Source organism: Methylobacterium sp. C1 (assembly GCF_001854385.1).
GTDB lineage: Bacteria > Pseudomonadota > Alphaproteobacteria > Rhizobiales > Beijerinckiaceae > Methylobacterium > Methylobacterium radiotolerans.
The window spans coordinates 5,644,882-5,661,187 of record NZ_CP017640.1 but is presented as its reverse complement, the minus strand read 5'-3'; the positions used below and the strand labels follow the sequence as shown (position 1 = coordinate 5,661,187).

Annotated in this window: 14 protein-coding genes; 4 read left to right on the top strand and 10 right to left on the bottom strand. The window is 68.4% G+C overall.

Going from position 1 to position 16,306, the window contains the following annotated elements; translation table 11 throughout:
- Positions 1-535 precede the first annotated feature (535 nt).
- Together BKE41_RS26070 and BKE41_RS26065 are read right to left on the bottom strand one after the other, a co-directional pair.
- A complete protein-coding gene (locus tag BKE41_RS26070; RefSeq protein ID WP_024828371.1) occupies positions 536-931 on the bottom strand; it encodes a hypothetical protein in 396 nt (131 codons plus the stop codon).
- A 786-nt stretch (positions 932-1,717) separates the two neighbouring features.
- Complete coding sequence (locus BKE41_RS26065) at positions 1,718-2,302, bottom strand: PepSY domain-containing protein (RefSeq protein WP_052517014.1); 585 nt, start codon at positions 2,300-2,302, stop codon at positions 1,718-1,720.
- Positions 2,303-2,484: 182 nt separating this feature from the next.
- Here BKE41_RS26065 and BKE41_RS31335 point away from each other — a divergent pair, with 182 nt between their 5' ends.
- Positions 2,485-3,054 (top strand): hypothetical protein, encoded by a 570-nt coding sequence (locus tag BKE41_RS31335; protein ID WP_124262942.1) that lies wholly within the window; start codon positions 2,485-2,487, stop codon positions 3,052-3,054.
- Positions 3,055-3,817: 763 nt separating this feature from the next.
- Here the strand turns inward: BKE41_RS31335 and BKE41_RS26060 are convergent.
- Complete coding sequence (locus BKE41_RS26060; protein ID WP_043075248.1) at positions 3,818-5,338, bottom strand: phospholipase D-like domain-containing protein; 1,521 nt, start codon at positions 5,336-5,338, stop codon at positions 3,818-3,820.
- A gap of 179 nt (positions 5,339-5,517) precedes the next feature.
- On the opposite strand from BKE41_RS26060, the gene BKE41_RS26055 reads away from it, so the two are divergent.
- Together BKE41_RS26055 and BKE41_RS26050 are read left to right on the top strand one after the other, a co-directional pair.
- Positions 5,518-6,114 carry a DedA family protein gene (locus tag BKE41_RS26055; RefSeq protein WP_245295840.1) on the top strand — a complete coding sequence of 199 codons (597 nt, stop codon included), beginning with the start codon at positions 5,518-5,520 and terminating at the stop codon, positions 6,112-6,114.
- Between the two features lie 46 nt (positions 6,115-6,160).
- Positions 6,161-7,462, top strand: coding sequence for a sodium:proton exchanger (locus BKE41_RS26050; protein WP_083374428.1), 1,302 nt, complete (start codon positions 6,161-6,163; stop codon positions 7,460-7,462).
- Between the two features lie 486 nt (positions 7,463-7,948).
- Here the strand turns inward: BKE41_RS26050 and BKE41_RS26045 are convergent, their stop codons facing one another.
- The 4 genes from BKE41_RS26045 to BKE41_RS26030 all read right to left on the bottom strand — a co-directional run bounded on the left by BKE41_RS26045 (position 7,949) and on the right by BKE41_RS26030 (position 12,593).
- On the bottom strand, positions 7,949-8,620 hold the full coding sequence (locus tag BKE41_RS26045; RefSeq protein ID WP_043075246.1) for a hypothetical protein: 672 nt from the start codon (positions 8,618-8,620) through the stop codon (positions 7,949-7,951).
- Positions 8,621-8,643: 23 nt separating this feature from the next.
- A complete protein-coding gene (locus tag BKE41_RS26040) occupies positions 8,644-9,666 on the bottom strand; it encodes a hypothetical protein (protein WP_127992110.1) in 1,023 nt (340 codons plus the stop codon).
- A gap of 409 nt (positions 9,667-10,075) precedes the next feature.
- Positions 10,076-11,311, bottom strand: a complete 1,236-nt coding sequence (locus BKE41_RS26035; protein ID WP_159392783.1) for an HAD-IA family hydrolase — start codon at positions 11,309-11,311, stop codon at positions 10,076-10,078.
- A gap of 232 nt (positions 11,312-11,543) precedes the next feature.
- A complete protein-coding gene (locus BKE41_RS26030; RefSeq protein WP_024828379.1) occupies positions 11,544-12,593 on the bottom strand; it encodes a DNA-processing protein DprA in 1,050 nt (349 codons plus the stop codon).
- A 771-nt stretch (positions 12,594-13,364) separates the two neighbouring features.
- Between BKE41_RS26030 and BKE41_RS26025 the strand changes: the two genes are divergently transcribed.
- Entirely contained in the window at positions 13,365-13,577 is a 213-nt protein-coding gene (locus tag BKE41_RS26025; protein ID WP_043075244.1) for a hypothetical protein, read from the top strand.
- Between the two features lie 307 nt (positions 13,578-13,884).
- On the opposite strand, the gene BKE41_RS26020 is transcribed toward BKE41_RS26025, so the two are convergent.
- From BKE41_RS26020 to BKE41_RS26015, 3 genes are all read right to left on the bottom strand, one after another.
- Positions 13,885-14,799, bottom strand: a complete 915-nt coding sequence (locus tag BKE41_RS26020; protein WP_071000297.1) for a 3'-5' exonuclease — start codon at positions 14,797-14,799, stop codon at positions 13,885-13,887.
- Between the two features lie 41 nt (positions 14,800-14,840).
- A complete protein-coding gene (locus tag BKE41_RS31330) occupies positions 14,841-14,978 on the bottom strand; it encodes a hypothetical protein (RefSeq protein ID WP_159392782.1) in 138 nt (45 codons plus the stop codon).
- Positions 14,979-15,345: 367 nt separating this feature from the next.
- Entirely contained in the window at positions 15,346-16,230 is an 885-nt protein-coding gene (locus BKE41_RS26015; protein WP_124262945.1) for a hypothetical protein, read from the bottom strand.
- Positions 16,231-16,306: the final 76 nt, after the last annotated feature.

The following is a 16,306-nucleotide window of genomic DNA, read 5'->3' as shown; positions in this document are numbered from 1 at the left end:
TCGCGTGACCGGCCAGCGAGGCGGGCGGCGGATCATCGCGGCGGAGCTGACCGAGGCCGATTCCGTCCGCCCAAGCATCGGCCCTCGCTGCGTCCTTGTCACGAGCGCTGCCCGGGCCCGGAAAACCTGTCGGGTCTCCTCGGGTCACAGCCGGTCGCGCTCGTCGACGAACCCTACCCGCCTTCCCAAAGCGGCCCGCACATCCGTGAACGGTTCGTAGACCCGATGCCACGCCTCGGCGGGGGGCGGCAGCCGGTCGACGCAGGCCACGCAGGGGCGACCTTTCGCTGTTAGGCCCGCGCGTCCGGCCCCTGTCGCCGCACCTGCCGATTGGGAGCGTCGAGCTGCCGGTCGGCTTGGAAGCGGCTCCCAACCAGAACCGAGTTGGCCCGTTGGTTCCTCTGCCAAGATCGGGAAGGCCGCAGGGTCCTGACCGGCGCCGACCGGGGCCTCACTTCGAATCGAGATTCCTTCGGTCTTCGAGGATGTTGGCTCTCCCGAGGGAGGGCGCCCTTCGGCTCCGACTCACATCTATCTAAGCTTTCAGGACGTCGATCGTCGCTTGCTCGATCCGCTCGAAGGCGGAGACCACGTCCAGGTTCTTTTGGTAGGCGCCGATGGCGTTGCGGAGATCCATGGTTTCCGCAACGCTGTTCACATTGGGCAACTTCACCAAGCCCGCGGCGTCCGCGGCAGGGTGGTCGGCCATCCGCCTGAGCGGAAAGGCCGACGTGTTGGCGGCGACGCGCAGCCTTGGGGACGGATCCTCGCCGACGGGTTCGAACAGGACATGCCTGCGTCGATAGGGGTCGCCTCCCGGCGTGGCCGCCGTCGATTCTGCGTTAGCGAGATTCTCCATAATGACTCGCAAGCGCGCTGCCTGCACCCGCATGCCCCCGATCGCCAGATCGCGCCCCGTGACCTCACCCATCGATGCATCAAACCCGCTTGTGCACTGAGGCCCCTCGCGGACAATTGATCGTCGGCATGGTTAACGATTGGTGAAAGCCACCCCTCCTCGATCCGGTGCAAGCGCGAGAGATAACGTTCCGACGCTGGCCCCGTTGCTTGTGCAAGCATCCGGCGGACTGCGCGCGACCGCATTGCCGCCCACAACGCAGGCAAACCAGGACGTCCGCAGCTGAGCCGCCACCGACGGTTGGCAACGATCGTCGACCTACCCGTGCGACGTCGTCGGACCTGTCTTCGAACTCGAACCGACGACCCGACAGATCAATCGACGCCGGGTCGTCGCGATCATCTCATAGATCCCCGGCCCCGGTTGGGATGGGCAGTCGAGATCCGCGTTGACCACGATCTCGCCACCGCGGTCTCGCGCCTGCAGGACTCAATCGGCGGAAAGATCGCGATCAGTGCAGGCATCAGCCCATTCGGGCGAGCGGCCGAGGCTCACGATCTCGACAAGACGCCTGCGACGCATGTCGTACTGTCGTCGTCCGCCGCGGCGACGGGGTGCGCACGATCACGATGCTGTCTCGGACACCTCTCGGGCTGGCCAGTCCCCCGTTCCCGATCACTTGGCGGCGGCTTCGTGTCTTTCAGAACAACGCAAACACCCGCGCTCGCTTCGCCCCTGAGACGTCCGGAACCAAGGGCGATCCCGAGGCGTAGCGGCGCATGCGAGGAACCGGTTCGATGGACGGCGGAGTCGATGCAGCCGGGGCGGACGTGGGGCTCCTCCGGGGCCGGGCCAGTCCTACCTGCTCGGTATGATCCTTCCGTCAGCCCCGACCTTGACCTCGTGCCCCTCGCCGTTAGTCACCACCGTGATTTTGTATTGCACGCCGTCATCCTCGCGTTCGATTTGAGCTTCCGCGACCTTGTCGCCAGTTTTCGCAGCGATGACGGCCGCTTGCCTTAAGCTCAAATCGACATCTCGCAGGTTAGACGGTTTCAATGAAGTGAAATAGCTTTCGATCGGATGATCGTCGCTTTTGGTCACCTGACCGGAATTAGCGTCGACACGATGATGGGTGAGCTTGCCATCGTCGCTGAGCAGCTTGACCTCGTAGCAAGGCTTGCCAATCCCGCCCTCGAACTCGGCCATGATAGCGCGGCCAGGCCCCTCGCCCTCGGCAATCTCCAGGGCTTCGACCAGAGAGACCTTGGCGGCCGGCAGCCCTTCGTAATCGCGCTCTCTGTGGCCGGTCGTGCCGTGGGCCAATTGCACGCCGCTCGAAGGGATAGCCGCCGGCGCCGCAATTCGGGCGATCGCGCCCGTCTGAGCCGTGGCGAGGCCAACCATGATTGGCAGCGCGATGGAAAGGGCAATTCGGGACATGGCGTCTTCCGTCGGTTCTCGAACAGTTACGAAGCAGTGCGGTCGCGGCGCAAGTGCAACAGGGCGGCCAGAGGCAGCAGCTCCGGCCGTTAGAGATTTCACGATGCCTGGTTCAGGCTTGCACCCGAGCCGATGATCGTCTTCCTCGCATCGATGTTTCCGCCCGACGGATGCCGCAGCGGATGGGATTGCTGCGCTTTTTACACTGCGTATCGATGCCGCCCCATACCCTGCCGCGCAATATCAAGACTCGCATGAGAGAGCGCGTCGAGACCTACCACATGGCGTTTGGCACGACCGTCGCGGACATCCTTCGCAAGACCCAGCTGTCGCTCGGTATCCTCAAGCGCGTGATCGGTTTGGACGACAGCCTTAGCGTCGGCCCGATCGACACACCCGCCCCGGGTATCCGACCCGCCTGGGGCCGGTCCATCCTGGGAGCGAAGTCCTTTCACCCAGGCGAACTCGATGGCGAACCGGATAGGCTGCCGTCGGGCACAGGTACACGGCGGCCACGGTACGGCGCGCGCGAGATCGGCCGCGTCCGGCGGCTCGATCCGGACGCGGCGCTCCATGCGGCCACACCTGGGGATCGCCAGGCACGCGCCCGCCGCGACCGATTCGGTCGAAGGAACTCATTTCGCTGGAACTCGAAGTCGTCGATCCGTGGCGAGCGACCATCGGTTCCGTCGGCTGGATCAAAAGAGAGAGCGTGGTGTTGCAGTCGGCATGCCGCCGACTGCAGCATCTAACCAGGCTATCGGCGCCGCCGGCGACCATCACAGTCCGATGGTGACAGCTTAGATCGACCGCGGCTGTCAACCAAGAAGGGGCGCCGCCGACTACGAGCGTATTCATCGGTCACCCATCCCCTTCGCCCACGGCCTCCGCAACGTTTCATAGAACACTATCTGCGCCGCCCATGAATTGGTCCCCATCGATTTGAAGCCTACGTGATCGAGGCTTCAGTTTGTATTCGCGCAGCTCGTGCATGATGGAAAGGTGAACGTGACTTCGTTCATGGGTCGTCAGCCGTATCCGCCGCGCTTGCCGCTCCGTTATTGGGACCGAGCCGCATGCCCCTCACGTTCTCGCCGCCATACGGCTTCCGGACCGTTTCGAGGTTAGAGGCTGCGTCGGCCTCTCCGATCCCTGAACCAGGCGCGCAAAGAACAAAATACCAGGCTCTCATATCAGGCCTTCGCGAGAAGCGGCACATAGGATATTGAATCTCAACAACTAATATATCTATCCTTTGATGGCGAATTTTTGTTTGCTATAGGCCTTCAGATTTTTTCATATCGTCACCGAAATTAGAAAAAATATACATTTTGGCGTGGTCTACCATGGAAAAGCATCGGACCAAATCTATCAGACTGCACAAGAAAGTGATAATTCAAAGTTTGGTTCATCAATCAACAAATCTTGTCTGAAGAATCAGCAGAGAAATAACATTTATAGGAGAGAATATGGCCTATTACTCCGATATGTTTGGAAATCATGACCGCACCCCCGTCACCATTCAAGGAATGCTGCGGGATCGGCTACACGGTGGCGCTTGGCGGCCAAGGCGTGCATCGCAGCCCGCCAGACCGGCTCGGGCCGCTCGGGGTCAAGAAGCTCACCGTCGCTCAACGGCTTCACGACCTCAACAGCTGATGCGTCGAGCGGGACCAGGGTACGCCCCGCCTCCCGGCGCAGGGCCTCGATCGTGGTGATGAGCGAGCCCGTGCGGGAATGCGATCTTGCGACCTCATCCGGCGGAACGCCGAGATGCTCGCCTAGAAGAGCGTTCCGCAAGCCGCGGATTCCCGCCGCGACCGCTCGATCGGTTCCTTGATCGGACGCGGCTTCGACGGCCAAATCACATTCCGTATCCAGACCCATCGAGCGGTTGTTCAGGTTGGATGAGCCGATCTTCAGCACCCGGTCGTCGACGATCATCACCTTTGCATGCACGTAGATCGGCTGCCCGTTCGCCGTCACGGGACGGTAGATGCGGAAGCGCCCATAGCGATCCGCGGAGCGGATGTGTGCCAGGACGCGGCTTCGGCCCCGCCCCATCGCCTTTTCCTCAAGCCAACCGACGGCGCGAGCTGGGTTGATGACAACGATCTCGGCTCCATCCGGCTCCTGTAGGCGGGCAGCAACGGCCTCGGCGACGCAGCGTGCGGCGAAGTATTGGCTCTCTATGTAGATCGTGTGCCGAGCGGCTGTGATGGCGGCGAGGTAGAGTTGCTCGATCTCATGCACGCCAGGGCGGCTATGATAGGCAGGCGCGGTCCGAGCGATTCCGACCGCCACGTCGCGCAGAAGCGGCGTCAACCCATCAGGCCAAGGATCTTGCACGGGCGGACCGGGCGGCGCGATCCGCTCGCCGGTGGCATGCCGCCAGCGCTCGCGAGCGAGGGTACCCAGGGCCGCGGCAGCCGCGCCGTCTACCGCGACCGTGGCATCGTGGAACGGCGCGTAGGGTCGCCCTGACGGGCGCACCCTCCGTCCATCATGATCATCGTGGGCGCGGGTATCCCAGCGGTCGTCTGTCATGTCGATGCCGCCGCAGAAGGCGAGCGCATCGTCGATCACCACGATCTTTTGGTGATGCGAGGCCCCCGGCGGGTGGGCGCTGTCGAGTCGGAACTGGAAGCCGCGAGCGCGCATCCAATTCAGGAGGTAGAGTGGCGTAGTTCCGCGCGCCAGGGTGCCAAGGAGCCCCAAATTCCACTGCAGCACCCGAATGCTGAGCTCTGGCCTGCGCCGACCGAGTTCCGCCAGGAACGGCCCAAGCTCCTCCGGCAAGCCCGGCAGCGGGTGATCGGGATCGAGCTTGATGCGAGTATCGAACTCCCAGCCGATGAACAGGATCGCATGGCGGGCGCCCAAGAGAGCGCTGCGCAGATGAGCGAAGTATGCGGCAGCATCGATGATCGGGGCAAAACGCGCTGTCCGCTCGATACGCCAGCAGGTCAAGCTTGGCTGCAGCAACTCTGTGCCGCCTGTGAGCGCGACCGGTGCCGTGTGGGGTGGATGATGCATCAGCGCGTCTCGTTCTCCCGATACCTGCTCGCTGCATCGTCGCGCTGGCACGATGCGGGCTTCGCTTTGGCGCCCCGGTATGAACCCGCGCCTACTCGGCGCGTTCCCGACGTGAACCGCGGCGGTGAAGGCCGCGGCTCGGTGCCGCTTGAGGGGAGATTGCGCTGGTCGACTGGATTGTGATTGCGATCGAGCAGACCGGCTCCTTCGGCGTCTTCCTGCTGATGCTGGTCGACAACATCTTCCCGCCGATCCCCTCCGAGCTTATCATGCCGTTGGCAGGCTTTGCCGCGGCACGCGGCGAACTCAGCCTCGTCGGCGTGTTCCTCGCCGGCTCGGCCGGATCGCTCTCCGGAGCGCTGATCTGGTACGGCGTGGGGCGCTGGCTGGGGCGCGAGCGCCTGAGACGCTTCGCCGCCCGGCATGGTCGTTGGCTGACCCTGAGCCCGGCGGAGGTCGACCGGGTCGGCGCCTGGTTCGCCCGACGCGGTGGCGTGACCGTTCTGATCGGTCGCGTCGTCCCGGGCGTGCGCAGCCTCATCTCGGTGCCGGCCGGGGTTGCCGCAATGCCGCTCACGCCCTTTCTGGTCTGCTCGACCCTGGGCACGATCGTCTGGACCGGGCTGCTGACGGCGGCCGGATACTGGCTTGGCGAGAACTACCTCCTGGTGGGCCGTTTCGTCGAGCCGATCGGCAATGGCGTGTTGATCCTGGCGCTCGTGCTCTATCTCTACCGTGTTGCCACCTTCGAGCCCGGGACGGGCGCTCGGGGCTGAGGCATGGACAGGCGGGCAGGCCGAAGCATGATGCGAAGGATCCCGCGTGAAGCGCTTTCTGATGCTGGTTGCCGTCGCTGTCGCGGCAACCCTTCCGGCCGTCATCCTCCGCTTCGGGGGCTGGCGGTTGAGCCCCTTTGTCGATGTCGCCGCATTCGGCATCGCCATCCTGGCCGCTGGCTTTTTGCTGTCCTGGGGCGCTGAGACGGCCGAGCAGTACGTCTCCCAAGGCCTCATCCTTGCAGCAGTGGCGCTGGTGACCGTGCTGCCGGAATACGCCGTCGACATCTACTATGCCTACATGGCTGGCGCTTCCGGCCCGGACTCGCGGTACGCGCAGTACGCGGCCGCCAACATGACGGGCGCGAATCGGTTGCTCGTCGGCCTGGCCTGGCCGCTGATGGTCGGGCTGCACTGGATGAAGGACCGCCACCGCTCGATCGGCCTCGCGCCCGGCAACGCCGTCGAGGTCGGGTTCCTATTGGTTGCCAGCCTCTACGCCTTCGTGATCGTCCTCAAGCGCGCCATCTCGCTCGTCGACTTCGTCGTGCTTCTCGCGATTTTCGGAACCTATGTCTGGCGCGTGCGCAGCATGCAGAAGAGCGACAATCCGGAGGAAGCCGAGGAGCCGGGACCAGCCGCGGCGCTCGACACACTGTCTCCGGGCCTGCAATGGGCGGCAATGGCCGGACTTGTGGCGACGGCGAGTGGCGTGATCCTGGTTTCAGCCGAGCCCTTCGCCGAGGCCATGGTCAACACGGGCCGGGCGATTGGGCTCAACGAGTTCCTGCTGATCCAGTGGCTGGCCCCCCTGGCCAGCGAGGCCCCGGCGATAACGGTGGCGGTTTTGTTCGTGCGTGCCAACCGTGCCGGTGACGGGCTGATCGCGATGATCAGCGACAAGATCAACCAGTGGACCCTGCTCGTCGGCATGCTGCCGCTCGCCCTGAGCATTGGTGCGGGCGCGACGAGCCCCCTGCCACTCGATACGCGCCAGAACGAGGAGTTCTTCCTGACGGCGGCCCAGTCGCTGCTCGGCATCGCGCTCCTGCTGCGCCTGCGCTTCGGGTTGGTGTCCGCGCTAACGTTGGCTGGTCTGTTCGCCGTTCAGGTCGGGCTGGCCTTCGTCTACCGCAACGACGAGGCGCGCACGATCACGACGCTGACTTGGCTGGCTTGGACTTACCTTGGGCTGGCCGGCCTCCTGTTCCTGATCAATCGGCGGCGGCTCGTTGCTCTGCTGCGCAGCGCAATCACGGGCGATGTCTCCGACGTCGAGCCGTCCGAAGACAGGGACGATCCGGCCCCGCGGCGGGGCGGGCGAGAAGCCAGTTCGCTCGTCGGCTGAGACGATCTAGCCCAGGCGGCGGAGGGGATTCCGCCTGGGCTAGATGTTTGGTCGCGGAGCTTGGTGGTGCGGGTTCTGGATAAGTAGGGGGGCGCGCCCTTCCAGGCTTTGCAGATCGCTCCGTAGGGCGTGAGGCCGCATGGCCCCGTTCGCGTTCGGGGCAGCTTATTCGCGGCCGTCGATGACTGGCGCGGTCGCTCTCGAAGAGCGCACAGGGCTCAAGGGTCGTTTATTCCGATCTCAAGGGGCGCTTATTTCGCGCCACGCTATGCATACCGGCGAGCCGAAACGCGTCGCCGGCAATCCGCAAGGTTGAGACCCCGCGCAGCCAACCCCGTCCGGCAGGAAAGGCGAGGGCAAATGAGGCCTGGCGAAGGGGCATGCGCCACACGGATCCCGCGCTGTCGACGCGGCCAGATCCGGGCATGCGCAGGTGCGATGCCGCCTCTCCGCTCCAAGAAATCGCTGCGTCGCCCAACTCGGTTGTCAGTAGTTGACGCTGATCTGCCAAACGGCGCCCGGGAGCGTGTCCTCGGCGCGATGCCCGCCGCTAGCGTCGATGCCCTCGTATCCGTTCGACGTCTCAAAAAGCAAACCGTGGGAACGGCCTTCGATCGAGAAGACTTCCCAGGCCGATCGAACGGTCGCCACTTTACGCCCGTACGAGAGTTGGGCCGGGTGAGACTGCCAGGTCTCGATCGGGTCGATGAGAACGACCGTCTCGGATCCCTCGACGTCCGCTAGCCGATAGTGCGACGGCGCGGTCGCCACCACCCTCGCCGGGCCGTCTCGCGGTGGCCCGAAATCATTGGATCGCTCGCGGACGGTGCGGAGCCGACACCGGTTCCAGGGCCTCACCGCCTTCACCCTGCCCATCGCGGGGAACAGCGCCATGTCGCCCCGGCTCAACCTCGCGGCGAGATCGAAGCCATGTTCCGTCAGGTTGGCCCCGGTCGGCGTACCATCGGCCGCGCGGCACACCACCGCCAGGTCATCGGTCTCGAAGGCCCGGAGAACGTACTCAAGGCGGCGCTGCAACGTCGGCATGTCACGCGGCGCGACGCGCAAGCGTTCATCCGCCTCAGCCATCCGCCGCGCCAGGTCGACCGCGCATGTTCGGTCCTCGAACTCAGGCCAGCGGTTGTCATTCGCGCTCATGTTCGGCCTTCGCGGCGATGTCATCACGCCTCGTCGGTCCGCACCAGGCCGAGGAGCGCGGCCTCGTCATCCGACGCGATCGCCGCGGCGCCCGCCGTCAGGAGCCTCGGCCTGGGGGCTTGCCGGACCCGACCGGTCAGGGTCGCCTGCCACCGCGCGAGCCGGGCCCGGTCGAAACCGGCCACGTGATGGTACTCGACGATGAAGGCGGCCGCCTCGGCGATGCGCCGCCCGACGAGTTCGCGTGGCAGGTACCCGTCGTCGTGCCAGGCCGGCGGCACGACGTGGTCGCGATCATGCCGGACCAGCGCGTCGACGAGCCGTCCGATGACCGGCGTGGCGACCTCCCGCGCCTTCCGGTCGAGCGTCTCCGCCCGTCGGGCCTGGGCTCGCTCGCCGCGAATCTTGCGGGCCTGCTCCTGTTGCGTCAGACCGCGGATCCGGACCGCGCGGCGGCCCTGGAGCGCGAACGACATCTCCCGGTCGATCAGCCGGTGGCGCGGCTCCCCGCCTGGGCCGGCCTCGACCGAGAGGAGCCGCAGGCGGTGGCACCGGCCGGCGAAGGCACCCGCCGCCTCGTATGCACGCGGATCGGGATCCGGCCGGGGGAACCGTTCGATGCGGCGCGACCGGCTCGCCATGAGCCGTGCGTGGCGGTCGACGAATTCGCGGATGCCGAGCACCCCGTCGGGGCCGAACGTCTCTAGCAGTGACGCGTTCAGGTCGACGGGATGGACCGCGGCGGGATCCGCGTCTTCACGACTGAACGCCAGATCGAACGCCTGCCGGCACTGCTCCGGATCGCCTTGCGGTCGCGCGCGGTCATCGCCAGTGTGCGGGAACGCTCCCTGTCGGTCGAGGGCGAACATCCTCGACAGGTCGCTTCCCGTGCCGGGCATGTGACCATCGCATTCTTCACTTCGGTCGGGCATCGCGATCGTCTCCGGGCCGGCGACAGGTCCAGGCGGCTCCGACGCCATGCTCACTGCCGTTCGCTCGCGAGAAAAGCCCGAGGCGGTAGCAACTTCACCGAGCGCATGGCCCATGCTGCCCGAGGCGGCCGAGGCACAGTCGAAGGGCCTTGCGAGGCTTCTTGAGGGCCGCCCGAACGCAACTCCGGGGCGGGAGATGAATCCCGGGTCGCCGAACACAAACCGATGAGCGGGCGGCTGAGGGGCCTTCCCGGCTGCGCTCAAACCTGTGGACAAACCCCGCGACCGGCCGCGGCGCCGCCCACGATGCGCCCGCCGATGAGCCGCGAGCGCTTCGCATGGCCCTCGGGCAGGCCTTCTTCACCGCGATCATGCGGCTTCCTCCCCCGCATGACGCCCGCACCCACGTCCAGCCTGTGGCGGCTGACCACGAGGCCGCCCAGGGAGGTCGGGACCCGACGGACCGACCGCCCGCGCCGGGATCGCCGAAAGTCCAGGGGCCCGGGGACGCGCTCGACCGTCCTCACAGGTCCTCGGTGTTGCGGCACGCGTCCGGGTACCCGGAACAACCCCAGAACTTGACCCCGACGCCGCTGATCCTGACGCGCATCGTACGGCCGCATGCCGGGCAGACCTTCCTCGCGAACGTGCGCTGGTCCTTGGCCAGGGCCATGATGCGGACCTCCGAGGCGCCGTCGCCGAGCAACGCCTCCGCGCACGCGGCGGTCGTGCCGCCCGTCGTATAGACGTCGTCGACGAGCAGGATCTTGGCTCGCCCCCAGGTGAACTCGGACTCGAATGCGCCCTTGACCGCCTCGCGCCGTTCGAGGGGACCGAGCGCCTTGTAACCCTCCACCTCCCGCGTGCAGCGCAGCCCGTCGCGCTCGACCTCCACCTCGTCCGGCATGTGCTGCGCGGCGACGCCGAGCAGCGCGGCGAACCTGTTGCGCGCCTGGGAGGGCTTGGGGGGAACTGGAACGACGATGTCGGGGGTCCAGTCCAGGCGGTCGACCGCCTTGCCGAGGGCGCGGCCGAGCGCCTCGGCGGGCCCATCGTCCTCCTTCAGCCTCAGCACGGCCTCGGACAGCCGGCTCCCGGCGTGCCTCGGGTCGGAAGTCGTGAAGTACCGACCCAGCGCATAGACCCCCGGGCCGTCGTCGCATCGTAGGATGGACCCCCAATGGCCGTAGTACGGCCGGCCCGCCGCGAGGCTCTCGCCGACGTAGGGCAGGCTCCCGAGCCGGTCGGTCCTCAGGAGGGTCGACGGCCTGCCGACGAAGATGTCGGGGGCGGCCGACGAGAACTCGAAGGGCGACGTCGGGCTCCACCCCACCCCGACGGACACGATCCCCGCATGGTACGATGCCTCCACATCGCCCACGTCGTCGCCGACGTAGTGGACGTCCGCCCCCGCCGCGACCCCGAGCCGACTGAGCGCCTCCAGGAGGGGGGCGGGGTCGGGCTTATGGTCCGCGGTGTCCTCGTAGCAGACCAGCACGTCGTAGGGGATGCGGAACAGCCTCGTGATCTCCTCGGCGTAGGGGCGCGGGGAGGACGTGACGATCCCGACGCGGTGCCCCGCCATCGACAGGGCCGCGGGCATCTCGTGGGGCGCGACGCCCCCGGGAAGCGCGCGGAACGCCCTGACCAGGTGCATGTTGGCGGCCACGAGGTGCCACTGCTGGGTCTTGCGCAGCGTCGCGAGGGCGGACGTGTCGACGAGGGTCATGTCGAGGTCGAACAGGAAGGTCTTGGTCATGGCGTCCGCCGGCCCCCCCGCCATCCGCGCCAGGGACACGCCCCGGGGCGGCGGCCACGCGTCGCGTGCCGTCGGGCAGCCTGGCGCCACCCGCAAGACACGCGCCGGACGACGTTTGGCCCGACTCGGCGTGCAAGCGCCCGCCAGGCTATCGGCGTACCGTGACGTCGGCAACGTCGGCGGTCCGGCCTCGACCCTCGGCCGCCGGCCCGGGTTCCCGCCGGGACGCCGCTCAGATCATCGATATCTGAGCCGTCGCCCTCCCCTCCCCTCCGGGGCGCGCCGGGGACAGCCGCCCCTCGATGGCGTCGAGCATCGCCGGGTAGTCGTCGCCGCTCTCCAGCGGGATGGCGACGGCATTCTCGCCGAACCTCCGGAGGAGCAGTTCCGCATACTCGCCCGTGGCCCCGACCATGGCCGACAGCCTGCGCCCGGGCACTTGCGTCAGCGCGAGGATGCCCCGGCTCTTGGGTTCCTCGGCGTGCCGGGCCCGCGGCACCGGCGCGAACAGGAGGCGCCCCTGCATGAGGGTGAAGCGCACGGTGTGCATCGACCCGCCCTTGACGTCGGTCTGCATGACGAACGTCGCCACGGACAGGCCGCTTTGCAGCCGATCCCTCTGCACGAGGTTGCGGGGGGCCGGCGGGATCCCGAACGCCTGCTCGCTCAGCAGCGCGCCGCCCCCGTCCACGATCTCGTCGGCGAGCCTCGCGTTCTGCCGGGGATACACGCCGTCCAGGCCGCCGCCCATCACGGCTACGGTCCGCCCCCCCGACCGAAGCGCGGTCGCGTGGGAGAGCTCGTCGACGCCGATCGCGAGGCCGCTTACGATCGTCCAGCCGGCCTCCACGAGCCGCCGCACGATGGCGGCCGTGACCTTCCGGCCGAATTCGCTCGGTTCCCTGGTGCCGATGCAGGCGACGCTCCGCTCGATCGCCCGGAGGTCACCCTTCGCGTAGAGGATCGGCGGTCGGTCCTGCAGGTCCCGGAGCGCCGCGGGATAATCCCCGTCGTGGACCGAGAGCACGCGTACCCCGAGCCGGTCGGCCTGATCCAGGGTCCGGGCCGCCCTGGCGAGCGCATCCGCGACGGCGTCCGCGTCCCGGAGCGACGCCGCCGCCGCCGCCGTGACGATGCCACGCAGTCCCCGCGGCTCGGCGTCGAAGACCTCGCCCAACGTGCCGAAGCGCTCGGCGAGCCGCTCCGCGCCCGTCGGTCCCAGGCCGCGCAGGGACATCAGCGCGACGATGCCGGCGGGGCTCTTCGTGTCGATGTCCCTCATGAGCGGCACTTACCCCTGTCCGTCGCCGACGCGCGGGCGTCGGCGCCCGCCGAATCCGGCGCGCATCGTACCACGGCGTCGTGAACGACTCCTCCGCCGCGGCTCGGCGTCGCGCTCGTCCGTCGCGTCCGTCGCTCAGGCCGAACCCGGCGCGCGCCGCGAGCGGTGTCCGGGCGGGTCTCGACCCTTTCGCCCGGACCGCCGGGATTGAGGTCACGGGCCGGTGGCATCGACCTGGATGGCCGCCAGGGCCGCCAAGCCCCTCGCGTCGGCGGCCAGCGCGTCCCAGTCCTTCGAAAGGCGAGCCATCCTCGATCGTGAACTGCAAGGCCCCGTCGATGACATGGCCCCGGCGGATCGCCGCGACGCAAGGCGCGGGGCCAGCCCACGAAACGATCGGGCGATCAGAGCGATCTCGGATACATCGCAGGCTGCCTAGCCCGGCTCGATTCGGCTTCGCGCATGTGGGGACGCGATCCGCCGACGCCCGCCCGACTTCGAACCGGGCAGACTTCGAGCCTGGCAAAGCGGACTGCACACCGTCCACCTCGATAAGGGAATGGATCGACCGGTCAAACCGGGCCGGTCAAGGCAGGCGCGGATGGTCCGGCCCCATGACCCCGTCGCGTATATCGAGGCGCCAAACCCAGATGGGCCGGCCCGCGACGATCTAGCCGACCCAAGCATGATCGCGACGCGGCTTTCAATCGCAAGTGGAGCTGGGTATGCTGATGCAGCTCTCTGGTTCGGCGGGATAGGCGGAGCTAGACGATGCCGGAAAAGCGCGAGACGATCCACTCCCGCCTGCAAATGATCGCCAGCCTGCTGGGCGTCCCCGTACAGGATTTGATTTCCGGGACGGTGCCCCGGCGGTTGTGGGCCGACAACGAGTGCATGCGCCTATGGCGCGGCCTCAGGACCGAGGCTGGCCGCGATGCGGCCCTCGATGCCCTACGCAGCATCTTGGAAGCGGAACGGCGTTGAGTGGTGTGCGGCTCCCTTGCCGGCGCGATCCACTTCGTTCCGGCTAAACGGGTGGCTGCTTCCTTCAGCGTGCCGGCTTAGCTTGCGGCCACGTCAGGGGCGCGCGTTTGTTTCTCCGGGTGAAGGCATCCGTACCGGGCTTACCGGGCGAGACAGGATCGTCAGCCTTGGCGACGACCAGTTAACTCACGCCGCAGCGTCGCCCGCGAAGCCCGAGCCGGCGGCCGGTCAGGATGCCCTGTCGGCGCCGTCGAGGGAACCACCGCCGATCCGGACCAGTCCCAGCAAGACACCCACCGCCCGCGTCTCAAGCGATGGTCTCCGAGCCGGCCTGGGCCGGGACGACCATCGCACGACCAGCGGAACAGAGCCGCCAAGCGTCCACGAACCGCCCCAGGTGGGGGCTCGCCGCCCGCGCGCGGTCGAGGTGGTCCATGAGGTCGAGGACCGATCGATCGTGCCCGGCCGCGTCCGTCCGTCCGGACAGGTGAGCCCAGCGCAGGTAGAGCGCGTAGAGGTTCAGGCAGTCCGTCTCGCAATACGCCCTGACCCTCTCGGTCTCGCCCGCGGCGACCATCGCCGACACGCGGGACCCGTGCTCGCCCATCTTGCCCGGCAGGCCGATCGAGGCCGCGGCCTCGTCGAGGGTCAGCCGCTGCGCCGCTCCGTGCTCGGACGTCGCGTCCATCAGGTCGTTGTGCCAGTCCAGGGCGAACCGATGCCGGTAACCCTCCCACCGCGTCCCGCGGCGGAACCAGGCGGGCGCCTCGACGCCGTGCATCATCGACCGCGCCAGGATCGTCGGCATGTCGAACGCCCGGCCGTTCCATGTCACCACGCGGTAGCGGCGCGCCTCGAAGAACCTCCAGAACGCCCGGAGCAGGCGCGCCTCGTCCCAATCCCCCTCCCCGCCGCTGCGGCACGCCGTCACCGCGTACGATTCCCGCCCGCCGGGCTCGCGCAGGATGTCCGCGGTGACGAACGAGATCGCCACGATCCGGTGCCAAGCGTTCTTCGGGAAACGGTCGGGAGGCCAGTCCGGGGGCACCAAGGCGGCGTCGGGGACGGTCTCGATGTCGAGGGCCAGCAGGGCGTCGTGTGGAGCGGCCCCATCGACCGGTCGGGGCCGGACCGGGCGGGCGGCGTCGGCGACGCGCGTGGACGCGGGACGCGGGGTCGGCGCGGGTTCGGGATCGGGCGCGGACGCCGGGCAGGTCTGCATGTCGTCTCCCTCGTCGTTACGGGCCGGCCCACCGCGGCGCCTCAGTCGGCGTTCGGGTCAAGGTCGTCCCAGCCTCGCCTCGAAGAACCGCGCCCGCCGGGCGACGGCAAGCCGTCGAGGCCGTGTGCGAGGTCGTCGCGCGCGTCGAAGCCGGGATCCAGCTCGATCTCGTAGGGCACGCGGAAAAGATCGTCCGGCCGGCGGCCAGACGCCGCCCGCCGAGGCACAGCGAGGAACCCGCGGCCGCGCACGGGGACCGCACGCCTGGCGCTCGTCCCGCTCGGTCCCCGCGCACGGCGGCAGCCCGCTCCCTCCCCGGCGCCGGTCTCGGGCCGGGACGGCTTTCGCGGGGGGCATGACAAGGATGTCCGTGCGCTCATTCTACGCTCCTCGGTGCAAGGGCCGGCCCGCGCCCAGCGGCATGCCGCAGCGGGGTCCGGAACGGCGACCGTCCCCGCATCGGGAACGGCCGGGGGCTTGATGGGACGGGCGCCCGGGCTGGCGCCGACGCACCCGGGCGAACTCGGCGACAGGCGTCGGACCACGTCAGGCCCGGCGCGGCATGATGCCGGCCGGCTCGCCGTCCGAGCTCCGACGGGCATGCGTCGCGCCGACCCGCGCGGGCAGCGCACGCCGGCCGGGCGCGCACGCGGCATGGCGCGGCCAACCCATCGCCTCGACGGCGGCGTCGAGCTCCTCATAGGCGTTGGCCAGTCCGACGAGCCGGTCGGACAACGCCAGCTCGGCGGGCAGCGTCCGCGCGGCCATCAGCGTCGCGAGGTCGGCGGCCTCCAGCCGCCTCGCCCCGGGATCGGCCGCGACGCAGAGCGCCAAGGCGGCGAGGAGCATGCCCATGCGGATGACAGTCGCGTCCGCCTCCCAGGCGGCGAGGCGACGACGCTCGGCCGGCGACAGCCAGGGCAGCGCCATCGGCAGCGCCCGGGTCGCGAACGGCAGGCGCGGCCCCACGGCCGAGGCCAGCTGCGCCCGGGTCCGGAGTTCCGACTGCCCCGGCCCCGCCAGGAACCAGGCCGGGGGCGCCGCGGCGAAGGCCCCGGCGTCCTCCGCGGCGAGATACCGCGCCGCCCTCAGCGCCCGGGAGGCGGAGGCCTCCTGGAAGCCGACCGTGACCACGGCATCGAACTGATTCCGCAAGGCGCGGTCGCGCACGCTGGTCAGGGGCAGCGCGGCGACGAAGTCGCCGCCAAGCGTGGTCGCCGCGCGCGCCGCCCGCTCGACCTCGAACGCATTCGCGTTCGGGGCGAGGGCGACGACCGACGTCCCCCCGGGCGCCCCGGCGCCCCCGGCCGCGGGGGCCGCCCCGGCGAGGGCGAGGGTGGTGTCGCCGTGCAAGGCGGACAACCCGAGGCAGAGCATGCGGCCGCACAGCGCGCCCGCGTCGTCGTCGGAGAAGAAAGCGATCTTGGTCACAAGCATGCCCTCCTTAAACGCGTCCCCGGAACGGGACGATGCCAATATACCCATGGGGGGTATTGTTGTCCGCCTG

Excerpts from the sequence above, each read along its gene's own strand:
- BKE41_RS26025 (WP_043075244.1), top strand. The coding sequence starts at position 13,365 with ATGCCGGAAAAGCGCGAGACGATCCACTCCCGCCTGCAAATGATCGCC.
- BKE41_RS26040 (WP_127992110.1), bottom strand. The coding sequence starts at position 9,666 with ATGGGCCATGCGCTCGGTGAAGTTGCTACCGCCTCGGGCTTTTCTCGC.
- BKE41_RS26035 (WP_159392783.1), bottom strand. The coding sequence starts at position 11,311 with ATGACCAAGACCTTCCTGTTCGACCTCGACATGACCCTCGTCGACACG.
- BKE41_RS26070 (WP_024828371.1), bottom strand. The coding sequence starts at position 931 with ATGGGTGAGGTCACGGGGCGCGATCTGGCGATCGGGGGCATGCGGGTG.
- BKE41_RS26030 (WP_024828379.1), bottom strand. The coding sequence starts at position 12,593 with ATGAGGGACATCGACACGAAGAGCCCCGCCGGCATCGTCGCGCTGATG.
- BKE41_RS26060 (WP_043075248.1), bottom strand. The coding sequence starts at position 5,338 with ATGCATCATCCACCCCACACGGCACCGGTCGCGCTCACAGGCGGCACA.
- BKE41_RS26045 (WP_043075246.1), bottom strand. The coding sequence starts at position 8,620 with ATGAGCGCGAATGACAACCGCTGGCCTGAGTTCGAGGACCGAACATGC.
- BKE41_RS26020 (WP_071000297.1), bottom strand. The coding sequence starts at position 14,799 with ATGCAGACCTGCCCGGCGTCCGCGCCCGATCCCGAACCCGCGCCGACC.
- BKE41_RS26065 (WP_052517014.1), bottom strand. The coding sequence starts at position 2,302 with ATGTCCCGAATTGCCCTTTCCATCGCGCTGCCAATCATGGTTGGCCTC.
- BKE41_RS31335 (WP_124262942.1), top strand. The coding sequence starts at position 2,485 with ATGGGATTGCTGCGCTTTTTACACTGCGTATCGATGCCGCCCCATACC.